Origin of the sequence: Sphingorhabdus sp. Alg239-R122 (genome assembly GCF_900537065.1) — a bacterium.
Taxonomy (GTDB): Bacteria; Pseudomonadota; Alphaproteobacteria; order Sphingomonadales; family Sphingomonadaceae; genus Alg239-R122.
The window spans coordinates 148603-167386 of the sequence record NZ_UNRC01000004.1 but is presented as its reverse complement, the minus strand read 5'-3'; the positions used below and the strand labels follow the sequence as shown (position 1 = coordinate 167386).

The following is an 18784-nucleotide window of genomic DNA, read 5'->3' as shown; positions in this document are numbered from 1 at the left end:
GTCCACCTTCGCACTTGCCAGCTTTCGGGTGCAATGCTAGCGGCTAGGCCATGTCAGTAGATAGCAAAACAGTCAAGAAAATCGCCTCGCTCGCGCGCATCCAGATGGATGATGCCGAGGTGGAGGCTCTGGTGCCTGAGCTCAATAATATCCTGGGCTGGGTGGAACAACTAGGTGAAGTCGATGTGACCGGCGTTGAGCCGATGACAGCCGTTATCCCGAACACGCTGCGCCTGCGCGACGATGTCATTAATGCCGATCCGCTAACGGGCGGCGGTGTGCGCGACAAGGTGCTGGCCAATGCGCCTGCACCCGAACATGGTTTTTTCGGCGTTCCGAAGGTGATTGAATAGTGAGCAATATAACTGATCTGGGGATCAAGGCTATCCGCGACGGTGTGCGAGATGGCACATTTTCTGCACGCGAAGTGGCCGAAGCTTTCAACGCTAATGTGGCGGCGGGCAAGGAATTGAACGCATTTCTGGTGGAAACGCCTGAACATGCGCTGGCTGCCGCTGATGCAGCAGACAAGGCGCGTGCAGCGGGCGAAGAACTGGCCCCGATGGCGGGTGTGCCCGTGGGTATGAAAGACCTGTTTTGCACCGATGGTGTCGAAGCGACCGCGGGTAGCCACATATTGGAAGGCTTTACACCACAATATGAATCGACCGTGTCTGCGAATCTGTGGAAAGCGGGCGCGGGGATGCTCGGCAAGCTCAATATGGACCAGTTTGCCATGGGTTCGTCCAATGAAACCAGCGCATTCGGCAATGTGATTTCGCCGTGGCGGCGCAATGATGGTGGCAATACGGACTTAGCGCCCGGCGGTTCTTCAGGCGGTAGCGCTTCGGCTGTATCCGGGCGTTTATGCCCTGCGGCGACAGGCACAGATACAGGCGGCTCGATCCGCCAGCCAGCCGCATTTGTGGGCATTTCCGGAATTAAGCCTACCTATGGCCGCTGTTCACGGTGGGGTGTGGTGGCATTTGCCAGCTCGCTCGATCAGGCAGGTTCGATGGCGCATGATGTGACCGACTGTGCGATTATGCTGCAGGCGATGGCAGGGTTTGATCCGAAAGATGCAACATCGCTCGATCTGCCGGTTCCTGACTGGGAAAACGCACTTTCGGGCGATCTGAAAGGCAAGCGTGTCGGTATTCCGAAAGAATATCGCATCGACGGCACGCCGAAAGAAATTGATGATCTGTGGGAACAGGGGGCTGAGTGGTTGCGCGATGCAGGTGCAGAGATTGTCGAAATCTCACTGCCGCACACCAAATATGCGCTGCCCGCTTACTATATTATCGCTCCGGCGGAAGCTTCCTCGAACCTCGCGCGCTATGATGGCGTGCGTTATGGCCAGCGCGAACTTCCGGATGGCGCGGGGCTTCAGGATATGTATGCCGCGACCCGCGCGGAAGGCTTTGGCCCAGAGGTGAAGCGGCGTATCATGATCGGCACTTATGTTTTGTCTGCCGGTTTCTATGATGCCTATTACACACAGGCGCAAAAGGTGCGCAGTTTGATTGCACGCGATTTTGAGCAGGCTTGGGAACATTGTGACATGATCCTAGCCCCGACAGCGCCAAGTGCGGCCTTTGGGCTGGGTGAAAAGGCGGATGATCCCTTGGCCATGTATCTGAATGACGTATTCGCCGTGCCTGCCTCTCTCGCAGGTCTTCCGGCCATGTCGGTACCAGGCGGCCTGGACGGGCAAGGGTTGCCGCTCGGCCTGCAGATTGTTGGCAAGGCGTTGGATGAACAAAGCGTGCTCAATGCAGGTCTCGCAATCGAACAGCGCGCAGGGTTTACGGCACGTCCGGACAAGTGGTGGTAATATGACTGAATCAACATATCGCATACAGGGTGCAACCGGGGATTGGGAGGTCGTGATTGGCCTGGAGGTCCATGCGCAGATTACCAGTAGTGCCAAGCTGTTTTCGGGTGCCTCGACTGAATTCGGCGCGGAACCCAATACACAGGTGTCTCTGGTCGACGCGGCGATGCCGGGCATGCTGCCGGTACCGAACCAGGAATGCGTGCGTCAGGCGGTGCGTACTGGACTTGCGCTCAATGCCGAGATTCACAAATATTCGCGTTTCGACCGCAAGAATTATTTCTATGCCGATTTGCCGCAGGGGTATCAGATTTCGCAGCTTTACCACCCGATTGTGGGTGAGGGCGTGATCGAAGTCGCGCTCGATGAGAAGGACCCTGACAGCGAAGTCAGGCAGATTGGTGTTGAGCGTATCCATATCGAGCAGGACGCGGGCAAACTGATGCATGACCAGCACCCAACCATGTCCTATGTCGACTTGAACCGTTCGGGCGTGGCGCTCATGGAAATCGTGTCGCGGCCCGATATGCGCAGTCCGGTCGAAGCCGGTGCCTATGTCAAGAAACTGCGCTCGATCCTGCGCTATGTAGGCTCTTGCGACGGCAATATGGAGCAGGGTTCTATGCGTGCCGACGTCAATGTCAGCGTCCGCAAACCGGGCGATGAACTTGGTATTCGCACGGAAACCAAGAACGTAAATTCTGTCAGGTTTGTGCAACAGGTTATTGAAATTGAAGCTAATCGTCAGGTCGATGTTCTGGAAGCTGGCGGTGAGATCGTGCAGGAAACACGTCTTTACGATCCCGATCGCAATGAAACACGGTCGATGCGATCAAAAGAAGATGCGCATGATTACCGTTATTTTCCGGACCCCGACCTGCTGCCGCTTGAGCTGACGGATGATTTTATTGCGGACTGCAAGTCATCGCTCCCCGAACTGCCCGATGCCAAGCGCAAGCGCTATGAAACCGAACTGGGTCTCACCACCTATAATGCCGCTGTCCTGACAGCAGAGGCGGAGACGGCGCGGGCATTTGAAGTGTTGCTGAAAGAAACGGCGGGCAAGCAAGGCAAGGCCGAAACCGATGTGGCAACGCAAGTCGCTAACTGGTCGCTTTCGATTGCACCAGGTGTGCAAAAGGCGCTGGAAGTCACGGCAGATCACGAACACAATACGCCTGCCGCCAATGCAGCTATTTTGGCGATGGTGGCTGGCGGCTCGGTATCGGGCGGGCAGGCGAAAGAGATTTACGAGATTGCCCTGAAAACCGGTCGCGACCCCGAAGAAATTGCGGACACGGATGGCCTGAAACAGACCAGCGATACCGGTGCGATTGAAGAGGAAATCGAAAAGATTCTGGAGGCCAATGCGGATAAGGTCGAAGAATATCGCGGCGGCAAGGACAAGCTGTTTGGTTTCTTTGTCGGGCAAACAATGAAGGCCATGAAAGGCAAAGCCAATCCGCAGGTCGTGAATGAGCTGCTTAAAAAGAAGCTTGGTTGACCATTGCGGTATTTTCCAATCTATGGGTTGGAATAGTCATATCTCCCCTTGCCCTTTGGGTGGGCTTTGTATAGACGCACGCGCTTGACCGGGTGTAACTGATGTCCCAAGCGGGCGTGGCGGAATTGGTAGACGCGCCAGATTTAGGTTCTGGTATCGCAAGGTGTGGGGGTTCGAGTCCCTTCGCCCGCACCATCAGGCAGGCCGGTAGACACGAATTTATGTGCTCCATATGCGGGGTACGAAAAGCCTAACGACTGAAACGCTTTATAACTAGAGAGCAGACAAGCAGATGCAAACTTCCGAAACGCTGAACGAAGGCCTGAAACGCGCCTATAAACTGACCATAACGGCTGACGATATAAACAAACGTGTAGACGTTGAAGTCAAGAAACTCGCGCCACAGGTCAACATGCCGGGTTTTCGCCCTGGCAAAGTGCCTGCGAACCTGATCCGCAAGATGCACGGCGATGCCCTGATGCAGGACGCTCTGAATGCTGCGATTCGCGAAGGCGTTGACAAAACAGTAGCTGACAACAGATTGCGCCCTGCGATGCAGCCGAAAGTGGAAATGGCTGAAGGCTATGAGAGTGGCAAGGATGCTGAAATCACACTTGAACTTGAAGTCCTTCCTGAAATCAAAACGCCATCTGTCGATGGGTTGGAACTGGAACGTCTGACCGCCGATGTGCAGGACAAGGAAGTTGATGAAGCCGTTGAACGCCTGGCCGCGAGCCAGAAGAGCTTTGAAACCGCTGCCAAATCATACAAGGCCAAAATGGGTGACCAGGTCGTAATCGACTTTGAAGGCAAGGTTGATGGTGTACCATTTGACGGAGGCAAGGGTGAAGCCATGGCAGTTGAGCTTGGGTCAGGTCGCCTGATTCCGGGATTTGAAGACCAGCTTGTTGGTGTGAAAGCCAATGATGAGAAAGTGCTGAACGTAACTTTCCCAGATGATTACAATGTCGATGACCTGAAGGGCAAAGACGCGACTTTTGATATTGTCGTTGGCGAAGTTCAGAAACCAAAAGAGAATAAGGTTGACGATGATTTTGCAAAGTCTCTCGGCCTTGAGGGCATGGACCAGCTGCGCGAACTGCTGAAAGGCCAGATTGAGCAGGAGCTGAATGGCCTGACGCGTACGCAGATGAAGCGTGGTCTGCTTGATCAGCTGGCCGCCGACCATGACTTTGACGTACCGCCATCTATGGTGGAAGCAGAGTTTGACCAGATATGGCAGCAGCTGGAGCAGGAGTTGGTGGGCGAGGAAGATCCTGAAGCGGCCCGCAAGGAAATGGAAGCGGATAAAGATGAGTACCGTGACATTGCGGTGCGCCGTGTCCGCCTTGGCCTGTTACTGTCCGAAATTGGCCAGGCCAATGGTGTCGAGGTGACGCAACAGGAAATGAACATGCTGATCCAGCAGGCGGCCCAGCAATACCGCGCTGAAGATCGCGAACGTTTCATGCAATATGTGCAGCAGGAGCCTATGGCTGCTGCACAGCTACGCGCGCCTATGTATGAAGATAAGGTTGTCGATTTCCTGTTTGACAAAGCAGACGTTACAGACCGCAAAGTAACACGCGAGGAGTTGCAAGCAGCGATTGAGGCGGAAGAGACGCCAGCGCCAAAAGCAGCAAAGAAAAAAGCTCCCGCGAAAAAAGCTGCAGCTAAGAAGCCCGCTGCCAAAAAGACTCCGGCGAAAAAGGCGGCTGCAAAAAAAGCACCGGCTAAAAAAACAACGCCAAAAACCGCAGCTAAGAAGCCAGCAGCGAAAAAAGCACCGGTTAAAAAAGCAGCAGCAAAAAAGCCTGCTGCTAAAAAGGCACCTGCCAAGAAAGCGGCTGCAAAGAAGTAACCGCCTCGCTGAAATAGATCAAAATGTAAAAAAAGGCACTGGAGACATGCGCTCCGGTGCCTTTTTGGTTAATGCACTTGAACATTTATGACTTTGTCCCGATTTAGGGACAACGCCACTTGAAACAGGAAAGAAAGCCATTCCATGTCGAACCTCACGCACGATCCAATCCACGATGCCTTAGTCCCTATAGTTATTGAGCAATCAAACCGCGGTGAACGCAGTTTTGACATATTTTCCCGACTATTGCGTGAGCGGATTATTTTTGTGACCGGTCAGGTGGAAGACAATATGGCCGCACTCATCACCGCGCAGTTGCTTTTTCTGGAAGCCGATAATCCCAAAAAAGATATTTATATGTATATCAATTCACCGGGCGGTGTGGTGACAGCTGGCATGGCAATCCATGATACCATGCAATATATCCGCCCACGCGTGGGTACGGTGTGTGTTGGGCAGGCCGCATCCATGGGGAGCTTCCTCCTTGCTGCAGGTGAGCCAGGCATGCGCATTGCGCTCACCAACGCACGTGTCATGGTCCACCAACCATCAGGCGGTGCGCGCGGTATGGCGTCCGATATTGAAATCCAGGCAAAAGAGATCTTGCGTATCCGTACGCGCATGAACGAACTTTACGCGCAATATACCGGCCAGCCGCTTGAGAAGATTGAAAAGGCTATGGACCGCGATACTTTCCTGGAAGCGGACGAAGCCAAGGCATTTGGCCTTATTGATGAAGTTTTTGACAAGCGTCCGAAACCAGCTGACGACGAAAGTAAATAGAAACTATTTTTCTGTAAATAACAGGTTCAGCCAGCATGGATATTACCCGCATGCTGGCTGCTTTCTGTTTATAGCACAGGGGTTGTGTGGTTACGGCAAAGGGTTAACGGTTATTGAAAAATGACCATATGGCTCTACGATTATGAATTGGTGAAAGCCTAAAAGTGATTCCCGCAAGCTTTTCTGCGGGATTGAGGCGTAAGGAACGTTATGACGAAGTTAAGTGGTTCGGACTCAAAAAGCACGTTATACTGCTCATTCTGCGGCAAGTCGCAGCATGAGGTGCGTAAACTTATCGCCGGACCGACTGTGTTCATCTGCGACGAATGCGTTGAGCTGTGCAATGATATCATCCGTGAGGAAACCAAAGCGGGCATTGGCGGCAAGAAAGAGGGTGAAGTACCCACGCCTCAGGAGATTTTTGATACGCTCAATGCCTATGTGATCGGGCAGAACCGGGCCAAGCGCGTACTGTCTGTCGCTGTGCACAACCATTACAAGCGTCTTAACAATGCCAGCAAGAGCGATGGGGTGGAGCTTGCGAAATCGAACATCCTGCTGGTTGGACCTACAGGTTGCGGTAAGACGCTGCTTGCGCAGACTCTGGCACGTACATTTGATGTACCGTTCACCATGGCTGATGCGACAACACTAACCGAAGCCGGTTATGTGGGTGAGGATGTTGAGAATATCATCCTGAAACTTCTGCAGGCGTCTGACTATAATGTAGAAAAGGCACAGCGCGGCATTGTCTATATTGATGAAATTGACAAGATTAGCCGCAAGGCGGAAAACCCCTCCATCACCCGCGATGTGAGCGGGGAAGGCGTTCAACAGGCCTTGCTCAAGCTGATGGAAGGCACAACTGCTTCGGTCCCGCCGCAAGGTGGCCGCAAGCATCCGCAGCAGGAATTCCTGCAGGTTGATACGACCAATATCCTGTTTATCTGTGGTGGTGCCTTTGCGGGCCTTGAAAAAATTATCGGCGACCGGCTAGAGGCCAAGTCGATGGGCTTTGGTGCACATGTTGCATCCCCTGAAGAACGCAAGGTTGGTGAATTGTTGAAAGATGGTGAGCCTGAAGACTTGCTCAAGTTTGGCTTGATTCCTGAGTTTGTCGGCCGTCTGCCAGTTATCGCTACACTGGAAGATCTTGATATCGACGCGCTCATCAAAATTCTGCGTGAACCCAAGAATGCGCTGGTTAAGCAGTATCAAAAGCTGTTCGACCTTGAAGATGTGAACCTTACTTTCACTGATGACGCATTGGAGGCGATTGCGAAAAAAGCCATTGCCCGCAAAACGGGCGCGCGTGGCTTGCGCTCGATTGTGGAACGCATTTTGCTGGATACCATGTTTGACCTTCCTGGCCTCGATGGTGTTGACGAAATTGTAGTCGACAAAGACGTGGTGGAAGGTCGCAAGGAGCCAGTCCAGGTTTTCGCGAAGAAGGCCAAAGTGAAGAAAGATGATGCGGCCTAAGAATCGGAACATCCCCTCTTTTTCTGCACAAAACCCTAAGAAAACCGCGAGTCGCGATAAATTATAATTTGATTGCATGTGTGCCGCTCTTTTGAGTGTCGCTTTTTGGGCACAGTTGCCTGAAAAAATTATTTTATGCTGTCTGTATATTCCCTCCCTGTGGATAACCAATGATTGGCAATTTCATTTTATTTTAAGCAAAAACAAATGCTTAAATAAGAAAAATTATGATTGCGAAATATTGTTACAATATCAGGAATTTTCGTAACAAAATTGCAATAAAAATGCAGTTGCCCTGTCGCTCCAGAGCATTAGAGGCCTTCCCAACTCTTAGAGGAGTTTAAAGCTTTAGACCCGCACTAAGCCTATGGGGGCATGCGGACCAAATTTGAGGGACAAAGCAAAATGCAGCTTAAATATTTTCTCGCGGCGAGCGCCGCATCTCTTTCCATGGCAGTTGGCCTTGCGGCTCCGGCACACGCTCAGGAAATTACATCCGGCATCGAAGGTCGTGTTCTGGATGATAGCGGTTCTGCCATTCAAGGTGCGGCAGTTGTCGTGACTGATACACGTACCGGCAATGCACGGACATTGAGCAGTTCTAACGATGGTTCTTTTCGTACAGACAGTCTTGTTACAGGCGGTCCATACACTGTCACAGTCACAGCGGCTGGCTTTGAAGGGCAGACGGTTGAAGATATTAACATCAGCTTAGGCGGCAACACGTCACTGCGTTTTGAGCTTACTGGTGGTACTGCTGGTGATGTGATTGTTGTTACGGCAGCGCGTGCGAACCTAAGGCAGCTAGCAGTTGGTCCTGGGACCTCTTTTAGTCAAGAGACGCTTGAAGGCTTCCCATCAATCACTCGTGATGTTCGTGATATTATCAGGATTGACCCGCGCGTTAACCTGGACCGTGCCAATGCCGTAGATCGTATTAGCTGTCTTGGCGGCAATGATCGGACCAATACGTTTACAGTGGACGGTATCACGCAAGCTGATTCATTCGGATTGAACGGTACACCATTTGCCGCTCGTAACTCTCTTCCCATTCCATTCGATGCGATCCGCGAAACTTCGGTCGAGTTTGCGCCATTTGATGTAGAATACTCGGATTTCACCGGTTGTGCTGTGAACGTGGTAACAAAATCGGGTGAAAACAAGTTTCATGGTTCCGCATTCTATACATTCCGCAACGAGGATCTTCGCGGTGATACAGTTGACGGAATGTCTCGTGTCCCGGAAGCCTTTGAAGAAAAACGTTGGGGGGCGACGCTAAGCGGCCCAATTATTCCCGATAACTTGTTCTTTTTTGCAGGCTATGAGGAAACTGATCTCGGCGGTGCGAATGACTTCGGTCCCGCTGGCGGAGGATTTGCAAATAGTTCTAATTTCGTAACGCAGGGTCAGTTTGACCAATTCTCCAACATTGCTCAAAGTGTTTATGGCGTGGACATAGGCGGTTACCCACGCTCTCTTCCTGAAGCCAGCGTTCGGTATTTCGGCCGCCTGGATTGGTATGTGAATGATGATCACCGGATTGAGGCTACCTATCAGCGACTGGAAGAAACCAATGTTGAATCTGACACTGGTGATCAGGAACTGACTGGCCTTAACAGCTTTGAAGATGAAGGTACTGTTTCGGATTATTATTCGCTTCGCTTCTATTCAAACTGGTCAGATAATGTGTCCACAGAACTTCGGCTTTCGCGTTCTGATGTAACGGACGTGCAGGGACCAGTCGGCGGCGGTGAAGCGCAAGACGAAAACCCTATTCCCAGGTTGGTAGTAGGATTGACACCTGTAGCTGGTCAAACCACGCAAAACGGTATTCTTTCAACAGGCCCGGGCATTTTCCGTTCTGCCAATGCGTTGGAACAACGAGTTGATCAGGCAAAATTTCAGATGAACATCAGTTCCGGTGACCACAGCATCAAGCTGGGCGCTGAAATCAATGATCTAAGTGTGTTTAACCTGTTCGCAATTAACGCGACCGGCACTATCTATTTCCGCAACTTGACCGACTTCCAAAACGGTATCGCGGCAAGTGGTGGATTTAGTTCGGTATTTGGCGATATCGCAGATAATCTAGCTGGTGGCGGACTGGGCGGTGCTACAATTCGAGCAACACCTAGCGGTGACATCAACGAAGCTGCGGCAACCTTCGGCCGCCAGATATATTCCTTCTATGCGCAGGATGAGTGGCAGGCCACCGATAGGTTGAATCTGACCGGTGGTATCCGAATTCAGCTATATGATGGTGATGCGCCACGTCACAATCCGTTGTTCCAGCAACGTTTCGGTTTCACTAATGCTAACCCATTTAGCAAAATTGATCCGGTTGTTTTGCCACGCTTTGCGGCAACCTATGAAATGGACAATGACGGCTTCTTGTTCGGCACCAAACTTACCGGCGGTGTTGGCATGTTCTCGGGTGGTGATCCCGTGGTTTATTTCTCGAATGCTTTTTCCAACAACGGTTTTTCATCAGTTGATGGAAATACTTTTAGCAGCCAGTGTGCAGGTATAAGAAATGCCGATGGCAGCTTTAGTGTGTTGAACGGCGGTCAATTCAGTGGCTTCCCGCAATGTGCTGTGCAGGCAGCATCCGCACGGGCAGCAGCTGGTGCAGGCGATGTCCAATCCACGGACCCCAACTTCAAGAACCCTACAGTCTTGCGGGCTAACCTTGGACTCGACACCGGTTTTGGAACGGATGGCGGTTTCTTTTCAAACTGGAACCTGAAACTGGATTATATCTATTCCAGATTCCTGAATCCGCTCAACTTTGTTGACTTGTCACAGGTTGTTGATCCGAGCCGTGGTATTAGCGGATTTACCGTTGATGGACGTCCAATTTTCCGTCCTATTGATCCTAACAACACTGGTTGTAATGCGCAGCTGGTTGGCACAGGTGGAACGCCACCATCCTTTACAAATGTAACGGGTGCTTGTTTTGGAACGCGGATTGATGACTTTATTCAGCTGACCAATGGTCGGGATTATGACAGTCACGTATTCTCAATCGGCTTTGCAAAACGGTTTAACGAAGGTGTATTTACCGAAGGCGGTAGTGTGAACCTGAACTTCGGTTATGCATATATCGATTCCAACAACTTCAGGAATGCCAATAGCTCGACCGCGACTTCAAGCTTTGATGAAAGCGCTGCATTCAACCGGCAAAATCCGGCTAACTCGACGTCCAATTATGAAAATCGGCATAATTTTACGCTCGCGGCAAATTTCAAGGAAGAGTTTTTTGGAGACTTTGCTACGCAGTTGGGCTTCTTCTTTAGTGCTCGTTCGGGTCGTCCATACAGCCTGACCTTTGATGGCGGTGGAGTTTTTAACGACTCATCTTCTGGTAATGACAATGCGTTGTTGTATATTCCTACAGATGTGAATGATCCGAATATTGCGGCACCTATTTTCGATATGATGGGTGATCAGATAGGGGGATCAGACCTTGCGGCTGTGCAGTCATTGATTGACTATGCAGGTGCTTCGAATTGTGGCTTTACTCCTGGCAGGACGATCCGCCGCAATACATGCCGTGAAGATTGGTCGTTCGATCTGGACATGCGTATCAGTCAGGAAATTCCTGGACCTGGCCGTTTCTTTGGCGTGGAAGATACGATTGAGCTGTTTGCTGACATCGATAATGTTCTGAACTTGTTTGATAGCAGCTGGAACACCTTCTCACCGATCGGTGTGTTCGGCGATGGTCAGGTGGTTGATATTGTCGATCTGGGTAACAGGCTCCCGGATCCGGCTAACCCGGGGCAAACGATAAACGTCCCAGCAATCGACAGTGCAGGGCGTTATGTTATCTCTGGTTTCAATCCGGATGATCAACCGAATATCTCTACGTCGGCTTCGGCATGGAGGATTCAGTTGGGGGTACGTTACAACTTCTAACTGATTCAATAACAATAAGAAAAAGGGCGGAGCTGTGAGGCTTCGCCCTTTTTCTTTGTCATCTGCTATTTCACAATATCGACAACGCAGCCATCAAGCCCTTCATTTTGTACCACGCGGATGCGGGCGGCGATGGTGTTGCCATAACGGCGGACAAAGCCCGTGGGTGCTTTGACCGATCGTTTTTTGGGTAAGGGTAGGGCGGCGACAATACGGCCCGCTTCTATCCGGCTGAGTGATTGCGCGCTTTTGCCATAATAGCGCTGTGCGCCAGCCTCTACGCCATAGGTACCGATACCCGTTTCTGCGACGTTCAGGTAAACTTCCATAACCCGCCGCTTGCCCCAGATTTTCTCAATAAGGAAAGTGAACCAGGCTTCGAAGCCTTTGCGGACATAGCCGCCGCCCTGCCACAAAAAGACGTTCTTTGCGGTTTGCTGGCTGATGGTGGAACCGCCGCGTAGCGGGGCAGTGCCCTGTGCATTGCGCTTTAGTGCTTTTTCAATTGCCTGCCGGTCAAAGCCATTATGCGCGCAGAATTTACTGTCTTCGCCGCCAATTGCGGCGGAGATCATATCGCGGTCAATTTCATCAATGGCAAGCCATTCACGCTTTGCGCCATTTTCGTCCATCACCATGGTCACGGTTATGGGCGGATTGATATATTTATAGAGCAGCACAAAAGCCAGTGACAGCGCCACAAACCAAAGCAGCAGTTTGAAAAGAAAGAAGATAAGGCGTGCAAAAACGCCGCGTCGGGCCTTTTGCTTTCGTGATAAAGGTTTGGCCATGCCCTAAAATCTAGGGCACGGCCAAAAAATTGTCATTCATAAAATGCGTGCGCGGCGTTTAACCCGCAGGCAGCATGTTTTTCTCGCCGGCAATACGGTGCATCGCTTTTTGCAGTTTTTCAAACGCCCGTACCTCGATCTGACGGATGCGTTCGCGGCTGACGCTATATACCTGGCTTAGCTGCTCGAGCGTTTTCGGGTCATCAGTCAGGCGGCGCTCGGTCAGGATATGTTGTTCCCGTTCGTTAAGAGCTTCCATGGCTTCACCCAGCATCTCATGACGTACGTCGGCTTCCTGAGCATCGGCAATTGCCTTGTCCTGCAGCGGCTCATTGTCGGTAAGCCAGTCAAGCCACTGGCCTTCGCCGTCTTCGCGCATGGGTACGTTGAGCGATGCGTCACCGCCCATAGACATGCGGCGGTTCATGTTGACCACCTCATGTTCAGCTACGCCCAGTTTGGTAGCGATAGAATCTACATCATCAGGATGCAGATCGCCTTCTTCAAACGCCTGCAGATTGTTTTTCATGCGGCGCAGGTTGAAGAAGAGTTTCTTCTGTGCTGCGGTTGTACCCATTTTCACGAGCGACCAGCTGCGCAGGATATATTCCTGAATAGAAGCCTTGATCCACCACATTGCATAGGTTGCCAGACGGAAACCACGATCCGGCTCAAATTTCTTAACGCCCTGCATCAGGCCGACATTACCTTCGGAAATAAGATCCGATACAGGCAGGCCGTAGCCGCGATAACCCATGGCAATTTTCGCCACGAGACGCAGGTGGGATGTCACCAGCTGTGCTGCTGCTTCCGGGTCTTCATGCTCCTCATAGCGCTTGGCGAGCATATATTCCTGCTCGGGCTTGAGAATCGGATATTTACGGATTTCGCTAAGATATCGGTTGAGACTTGCATCACCACCCAAAGCAGGGATGGTGGTAGGCGCGGTACTAGATTTTGCCACTATGTATTTTCCTTTATTCGTCAACCCTTTACGCGAACCTCATCAAGCATTCACAGTCCGGGTCACATTACCATTTCTGGCCACTCAACTATTAAACACACAAGTGCGTTAAAAGTTCCTGCATATCAGCAGGAATTTTGGACTCGAAGAACATTTCTTCGTCCAAAGTAGGATGTATAAAGCCGAGCGTCGCCGCGTGCAACGCCTGCCGGGCAAATCCGGTCTCTTTCAGCAGCGCGCGATGCGCCTTGTGCGTGCGGGCATAATTGGGATCTCCCAGCAGGCTATGGCCTATGCTGGCCATATGCACACGCACCTGATGGGTACGCCCTGTTTCGAGCTGGCAGCGTACGAGTGCAGCCTCAGACAGTTTTTCCAACATTTCATAATGGGTGACGGCATGTTTCCCCTGGCCATCGGGTACAATGGCCATTTTTTTCCGATCACGGCGTGAACGGCCGATATTGCCTGTTACGGTGCCTTTGGCGGGATTGGGATAACCCTGCACGATGGCATAATATTGCCGCGTGACACTGTGGTCGGCAAACTGCTCGGCCAGCCCTACATGCGCCACATCGGTTTTGGCGGCTACCAGCAGGCCGGATGTATCCTTGTCGATCCGGTGGACAATACCGGGCCGGGCAACGCCGCCAATGCCGGACAATTGCCCTTCGCAATGATGCAGCAATGCGTTGACCAGCGTGCCATCTGCGTGACCGGCGGCAGGGTGCACCACCATACCTGCAGGCTTATCGAGCACGAGCAGCACTTCATCTTCATAAACAATGTTGAGAGGGATGTCCTGAGGGAGGGCTTTTGCAGCAATCGGAGCGGGTACGCCGAGGCAATAATGCGTATCTGTGCGTACTTTGGCCGATGACTGGGTTACGCTCTGCCCATCGATAGACAGTCTGCCGTCCTTGATCAGCGCTTTGATGCGTTCGCGTGACAGATCCGGGATAATATCGGCAAGTGCACTGTCGATGCGCTGCCCGGCATGGCTTTGTAAAAAAGTGCCTTCATATTTGGAAACTGGAACGTCCATGGTCTAACCTTGGGGCATGGCCGGACCCGTATCAAGAGCAGACATGCCCTGCGCAGCGGTTTACGTTGATGAATTGGTGTATGAACAGTTGCTTGCAGTTGCACACAGGTCAGGTGGGCAGGAATGTTGCGGGCTTTTGCTGGGCAGAGCCCCGGACCGGGTTGAAGAAATAATGATTTCCCGGAATATTGCGGAGGAACCCGAACGGCATTTTGAAATCCTGCCGCAAGACCTGATCGCAGCGGAAAAAGAGATGCGGCGCGGAGGCCGGCTGCTTCTTGGTTATTACCACTCACACCCTGTCGGTGAAGCTGTGCCATCACCAACCGATGCAGTGCTATCAGCAGGCGATGGCCGCATATGGGCTATTATCGCTGGAGCTACTGTGAGGTTGTGGCGGAACGAACCGGGAGGGACGCTGCATGATATGTTTACCGAAATCACCTGTCATGTCGGTGTGCCAGCTTCAGACGAGACTTGAATAAATTCATGTCTTTCGCCAAAGCATACTCGCGCTCCGATGAAACGGCTTCGGCCCCAGATTATGGATTGAATATGACCACACCTCCAGTCGAACTTGCCAGCCTGCTTTGCTCACGCCTTTGCCACGACCTGCTAAGTCCGGTGGGTGCGCTCAACAACGGGCTGGAACTGCTTGCAGACGAGACTGACCCGGAAATGCGGGCGCGCTGTTTTGAATTGCTGACCGACAGTGCTTCGGCATCGGCGCAAAAGCTGAAATTTTTTCGCCTGGCATTCGGCGCAGCGGGCGGTTTTGGCGAAAGCGTTGATAATCGCGAGCCCAAGGCACTTGTTGAGGGCCTACTTGCCGACAAGCCGCGCATCATGCTCAACTGGACACTGGATGAACAGACACTGCCCAAACCTGCAGTCAAGATCCTGCTGAACCTGGCGTTGATCGGCATCGAATCACTGGTGCGTGGAGGCCAGCTTGATATCGGCGCAGAATCGGGTGGTGGCCGCGCAGAAATTGTAGTGCGTGCGGCGGGCGAAAAAATTGCCATGGATGAAACCATTGGCCGTGCGCTTACTGGTGAATTACAGGACGATGAACTGAGTTCGCGCACCGCAGCGGCATATATGATTTCTGAACTGGCTGCATCAGCAGATGGCCAGATTCAGGTGGTTCTTGATGATGAATCACTCGTGATGGGCGCTGCACTCAACACATAAGCTATATCCTATACGCTTGGTGGTTTTTCCCGGATCAAGGTAAACAGGATTTTAACCATATTTTCCTATCACGGCTTTGAACAAGCCAAGAGCGGGACATATGGACGAGCTGATTCAGGACTTTATTGACGAAACATTTGAGACGCTGGACGCCCTTGGCGGGGAACTGGTGGCATGGGAAGCTAACCCTTCAGATGCTGAACGTCTCGATAATATCTTCCGTTTTTTTCACACCGTAAAGGGCAGTTGCGGTTTTTTGAATCTGCCGCGCTTCGAACGACTCAGTCATAGTGCAGAAGATGCACTGAGCAAGCTGCGGGATGGATCATTAGAACCATCGGCAGATTTAGTGACTGCCATTCTGGCAATCGTGGACAGGATTTCCAAACTTACCAGTGCACTTAGCAGCGGCGACGCTCTACCGGATGGCGAGGATCAAGAGGTGATTGTGCGTCTGGTTGAAGCATGTAGCGGCACAGTGTCCGGAGCATTGGAGAAAGCCAAGGCTATGCCGGAACCAGGGCAGGTTACCACTGATTCTCATCCGCAAACGCGTGCCATCCGTATCCCGCTGGACCTGATCGATCACTTGATGAACGGTGTATCTGATATGGTGCTGGCACGAAATGAAGTCGCCCGCAAGATGCGTGATGGCGGCGATAATCAGGCTATGAATGGTGCGTTTGAACGACTGTCTACCTGTATCGCAGACATGCGGGATATGATCGGCAAGACCCGCATGCAGCGCATAGAGCGTGTATTTTCTCCGCTCCCACGGCTGGTACGTGATCTGAACGCTGAACTAGGGAAGTCCGTCACGCTAAGCACAAACGGTTCAGAAGTGGAAATGGATCGTGAAATGCTGGAAATGATCCGCGATCCGTTGATGCACATTATCCGTAATGCGATCGATCATGGAATAGAAAGCGCTGACGAGAGGTCAGAAGCAGGAAAGAGCTCGGAAGGGCATTTGTCGGTCAATGCCCGGCAATCGGGCAACCAGATTTTGATTGAAATTGCAGATGACGGCCGCGGCATTGATGCCGATTCACTCATGACGCAGGCTGTGGCTGCGAAAATCATTCGCGGTTCGGAATGCGCAAAGCTGGACGAACAGGCGAAACTGAACCTTATTTTCGCACCTGGCCTGTCAACAGCGCGGAATGTTACGTCCATTTCCGGGCGCGGTGTGGGCATGGACGTGGTGCATGCAAATATAAAACGTATCGGTGGCTCGATAGACATCGAAAACAAACCGGGCCATGGCCTGAAAATAACACTATGCGTACCATTGACGCTTACAATCATTTCATGCCTGACGGTACAGTGCGGTGACAGTATGTTCGCACTACCGCGTTCTGCGGTGCAGGAGATTTTACAGGCTGACAACAGGCAGATCAAAGTCGAAAGGCTGGGCGGAACTGATATTGCCTCCATACGCGGTATGAAAGTTCCGCATGTCACGCTGGAGGAGATATTGGGACTTGATGAGGTCGATGGCGGCAAGGCTGAAAACCGTACTGTTATCGCCATTGATGCGGGTCCGAAGCAAAATTATGCACTTAGTGTAGCTTCGGTGCTTGATCATGAAGAACTCGTGATCCGTCCATGCCCGCCCCTGCTGATGGAAAATGGTTTGTATGCAGGGACTAGTTTACCTGACAATGGGCGGCCAATGTTGCTTCTTGATCCGGGCGGAATGGCGGCAAAGCTGGACATAAATACGCAAGCGGAGCTTTCTATCTTGCAGAGTGATGACACCCAGAACAGTGCAAAAGACACCATTTCAGTGCTTCTTTTCAAAGATATGGAGAAGCGAGCCCGGGTCATTAATCTGGGCGTTATAGAGCGGGTGGAAGATATTGACGCTGAGCGCGTGGCATTTTCCGCAGGGCAGATGCGGGTTAGCTGCGGAGATGGGACCCGTCCTATATTTGGGCTTAAGCAGGTGCCGGACAGTGAGAATATTAAAACTCTTATTCTCAGTGACGGTGATGCTGCAATCTATTACGCAATCGATGATATTGTTGATATTTTCCCTATGGACACGGAATTTGAAAAAGCGGCTGAACCCGGTCTTGTCGCTGGCGTGACAATGGTGGGAGGGCAGCAGGCTGAAGTAATCGATGCGTACTGGATTTTTGCCAGGCATGCTTCCGGTAGCACAGTATCATCTGCCGCCAGTCGGCCCAGATGCCGGGTTGTCGGGGGTGATGATATCTGGGCTCGGCATATCCTTGCACCGCTTGTAGAAGCAGCAGGCTATGAATTGGTTGCTGACGGGAAAGAGGGCTCGGCAGCGGATATCTATATTACGATGGAGGATAGCAACGACACGGGTGTTCTGCCCGCAGGCGCTCCGGTTATCCGTTTGGCCAGTAACCGGGCTGGTGAAACTGAAACAGGTGACGCCATTTACCGATATGACCGGGAAGCCCTTGTTGAGGCCCTGTCGAAAAATTTGAAGCAGAGGAAAAGTGCATGAATAGCCTGTATCTTATAGCCACCATGGCGGGCGAGGATATAGCCATTGCCGCCGACAAGGTGGAAAGCGTGGTGAAGGTGCGTGACATTGTGCCTGTGCCATCTGTTAATTCCTATGTTCGCGGGCTCTTTGCGCTGCGAAGTCGTGTACTCACTGTAATTGACAGCAGTCATTTTGTGACTGGAAAGCCTGGCAAAGTACATGATGCACACATGGCCGTTGTCACGCAGGTGGCAGGGCATTTTTATGGCCTTCTGGTCGATTCCGTACAGGATGTCTGTACCGCCGAAAGCACAGAGTCGGATTTGCCGGCAAACCTGCGCGGTATGTGGCGTGAAATAGGCACCGCGATGTTGCTGGTGGATGGCAAAACGATGCTGGTTGTAGATCCTGCCCGTTTTGTTGAAGCTGAATTTACCAAGGCGGCCTGAGCATATGGCAAAATTACCATCATTCTCGAAAAACAGAAAAATTAACCTTGTGCTTACTGCATCTCGATAAGGTGCAGGGCATATCCATTTGAACAAGGACCATTCACATGAAAACCTGTCTTGTAGTTGATGATAGCAAGGTCATTCGCAAAGTAGCGCGGCATATATTGGAAACACTTGATTTCAATGTCGAAGAAGCTGCTGACGGGCGTGAGGCACTAGATCGTTGCAGCAGTCAATTGCCCGATGTTGTCCTGCTTGACTGGAACATGCCGGTTATGAGCGGAATTGATTTCCTTACCGCATTGCGCCGGAGCGAAAACGGTGAAAAGCCCAAAGTTGTATTCTGCACGACTGAGAACGGTCTTGGGCATATTCAAGCCGCGATTGATGCGGGCGCGGATGAATATGTGATGAAACCATTTGACCGTGAAACGCTTCAATCAAAATTGCAGATCGTGGGCGCCGCCTGAGCGGTCTGCGTTTATT

General features: G+C 51.8%; 15 protein-coding genes and 1 tRNA gene. 13 read left to right on the top strand and 3 right to left on the bottom strand.

The genetic code is table 11. From position 1 onward, the window contains the following. Nucleotides 1-50 precede the first annotated feature (50 nt). The 8 genes from gatC (at nt 51) to G6Q15_RS06275 (ending at nt 11385) form a co-directional block, all read left to right on the top strand. Nucleotides 51-353 carry an Asp-tRNA(Asn)/Glu-tRNA(Gln) amidotransferase subunit GatC gene (gatC, locus tag G6Q15_RS06310; RefSeq protein ID WP_164116818.1) on the top strand — a complete coding sequence of 101 codons (303 nt, stop codon included), beginning with the start codon at nt 51-53 and terminating at the stop codon, nt 351-353. After that, on the top strand, nt 353-1837 hold the full coding sequence (gatA, locus tag G6Q15_RS06305; protein ID WP_164116816.1) for an Asp-tRNA(Asn)/Glu-tRNA(Gln) amidotransferase subunit GatA: 1485 nt from the start codon (nt 353-355) through the stop codon (nt 1835-1837). Before gatC ends, gatA begins: the two co-directional genes overlap by 1 nt. Before the next feature lies 1 nt (nt 1838). Further along, the gene (gene gatB / locus G6Q15_RS06300) at nt 1839-3341 is read left to right on the top strand and encodes an Asp-tRNA(Asn)/Glu-tRNA(Gln) amidotransferase subunit GatB (RefSeq protein WP_164116814.1); all 1503 of its coding nucleotides are present in this window, start codon (nt 1839-1841) and stop codon (nt 3339-3341) included. Nucleotides 3342-3451: 110 nt separating this feature from the next. Next, nucleotides 3452-3536, top strand: a tRNA-Leu gene (locus tag G6Q15_RS06295). A gap of 97 nt (nt 3537-3633) precedes the next feature. Continuing rightward, the gene (gene tig, locus G6Q15_RS06290; RefSeq protein ID WP_164116812.1) at nt 3634-5202 is read left to right on the top strand and encodes a trigger factor; all 1569 of its coding nucleotides are present in this window, start codon (nt 3634-3636) and stop codon (nt 5200-5202) included. 144 nt (nt 5203-5346) lie between these two features. Further along, nucleotides 5347-5985, top strand: a complete 639-nt coding sequence (locus tag G6Q15_RS06285) for an ATP-dependent Clp protease proteolytic subunit (protein WP_164116810.1) — start codon at nt 5347-5349, stop codon at nt 5983-5985. A 210-nt stretch (nt 5986-6195) separates the two neighbouring features. After that, nucleotides 6196-7467, top strand: a complete 1272-nt coding sequence (clpX, locus tag G6Q15_RS06280; protein ID WP_164116808.1) for an ATP-dependent Clp protease ATP-binding subunit ClpX — start codon at nt 6196-6198, stop codon at nt 7465-7467. 375 nt (nt 7468-7842) lie between these two features. Then, nucleotides 7843-11385, top strand: a complete 3543-nt coding sequence (locus tag G6Q15_RS06275; protein WP_240330785.1) for a TonB-dependent receptor — start codon at nt 7843-7845, stop codon at nt 11383-11385. A 65-nt stretch (nt 11386-11450) separates the two neighbouring features. On the opposite strand, the gene mtgA is transcribed toward G6Q15_RS06275, so the two are convergent. The 3 genes from mtgA to G6Q15_RS06260 all read right to left on the bottom strand — a co-directional run bounded on the left by mtgA (nt 11451) and on the right by G6Q15_RS06260 (nt 14185). Next, nucleotides 11451-12176, bottom strand: a complete 726-nt coding sequence (gene mtgA / locus G6Q15_RS06270) for a monofunctional biosynthetic peptidoglycan transglycosylase (protein ID WP_164116805.1) — start codon at nt 12174-12176, stop codon at nt 11451-11453. A gap of 58 nt (nt 12177-12234) precedes the next feature. Next, nucleotides 12235-13140 (bottom strand): RNA polymerase sigma factor RpoH, encoded by a 906-nt coding sequence (gene rpoH / locus G6Q15_RS06265; RefSeq protein WP_164116803.1) that lies wholly within the window; start codon nt 13138-13140, stop codon nt 12235-12237. A 91-nt stretch (nt 13141-13231) separates the two neighbouring features. Continuing rightward, nucleotides 13232-14185, bottom strand: coding sequence for an RluA family pseudouridine synthase (locus G6Q15_RS06260; RefSeq protein WP_164116801.1), 954 nt, complete (start codon nt 14183-14185; stop codon nt 13232-13234). A gap of 16 nt (nt 14186-14201) precedes the next feature. Here G6Q15_RS06260 and G6Q15_RS06255 point away from each other — a divergent pair, with 16 nt between their 5' ends. The 5 genes from G6Q15_RS06255 to G6Q15_RS06235 all read left to right on the top strand — a co-directional run bounded on the left by G6Q15_RS06255 (nt 14202) and on the right by G6Q15_RS06235 (nt 18768). Continuing rightward, nucleotides 14202-14666 carry a M67 family metallopeptidase gene (locus G6Q15_RS06255; RefSeq protein WP_240330784.1) on the top strand — a complete coding sequence of 155 codons (465 nt, stop codon included), beginning with the start codon at nt 14202-14204 and terminating at the stop codon, nt 14664-14666. 74 nt (nt 14667-14740) lie between these two features. After that, entirely contained in the window at nt 14741-15379 is a 639-nt protein-coding gene (locus G6Q15_RS06250; RefSeq protein WP_164116799.1) for a histidine phosphotransferase family protein, read from the top strand. Nucleotides 15380-15479: 100 nt separating this feature from the next. Beyond that, a complete protein-coding gene (locus tag G6Q15_RS06245) occupies nt 15480-17864 on the top strand; it encodes an ATP-binding protein (protein ID WP_164116798.1) in 2385 nt (794 codons plus the stop codon). Beyond that, complete coding sequence (locus G6Q15_RS06240) at nt 17861-18295, top strand: chemotaxis protein CheW (protein ID WP_164116796.1); 435 nt, start codon at nt 17861-17863, stop codon at nt 18293-18295. Before G6Q15_RS06245 ends, G6Q15_RS06240 begins: the two co-directional genes overlap by 4 nt. A gap of 107 nt (nt 18296-18402) precedes the next feature. Beyond that, entirely contained in the window at nt 18403-18768 is a 366-nt protein-coding gene (locus G6Q15_RS06235) for a response regulator (RefSeq protein ID WP_164116794.1), read from the top strand. Nucleotides 18769-18784 lie beyond the last annotated feature (16 nt).

Coding starts and splice junctions, on each gene's coding strand:
- gatC (WP_164116818.1), top strand. CDS start 51: ATGTCAGTAGATAGCAAAACAGTCAAGAAAATCGCCTCGCTCGCGCGC.
- gatB (WP_164116814.1), top strand. CDS start 1,839: ATGACTGAATCAACATATCGCATACAGGGTGCAACCGGGGATTGGGAG.
- tig (WP_164116812.1), top strand. CDS start 3,634: ATGCAAACTTCCGAAACGCTGAACGAAGGCCTGAAACGCGCCTATAAA.
- G6Q15_RS06285 (WP_164116810.1), top strand. CDS start 5,347: ATGTCGAACCTCACGCACGATCCAATCCACGATGCCTTAGTCCCTATA.
- clpX (WP_164116808.1), top strand. CDS start 6,196: ATGACGAAGTTAAGTGGTTCGGACTCAAAAAGCACGTTATACTGCTCA.
- G6Q15_RS06275 (WP_240330785.1), top strand. CDS start 7,843: ATGCGGACCAAATTTGAGGGACAAAGCAAAATGCAGCTTAAATATTTT.
- mtgA (WP_164116805.1), bottom strand. CDS start 12,176: ATGGCCAAACCTTTATCACGAAAGCAAAAGGCCCGACGCGGCGTTTTT.
- G6Q15_RS06260 (WP_164116801.1), bottom strand. CDS start 14,185: ATGGACGTTCCAGTTTCCAAATATGAAGGCACTTTTTTACAAAGCCAT.
- G6Q15_RS06255 (WP_240330784.1), top strand. CDS start 14,202: ATGGCCGGACCCGTATCAAGAGCAGACATGCCCTGCGCAGCGGTTTAC.
- G6Q15_RS06250 (WP_164116799.1), top strand. CDS start 14,741: ATGACCACACCTCCAGTCGAACTTGCCAGCCTGCTTTGCTCACGCCTT.
- G6Q15_RS06245 (WP_164116798.1), top strand. CDS start 15,480: ATGGACGAGCTGATTCAGGACTTTATTGACGAAACATTTGAGACGCTG.
- G6Q15_RS06240 (WP_164116796.1), top strand. CDS start 17,861: ATGAATAGCCTGTATCTTATAGCCACCATGGCGGGCGAGGATATAGCC.
- G6Q15_RS06235 (WP_164116794.1), top strand. CDS start 18,403: ATGAAAACCTGTCTTGTAGTTGATGATAGCAAGGTCATTCGCAAAGTA.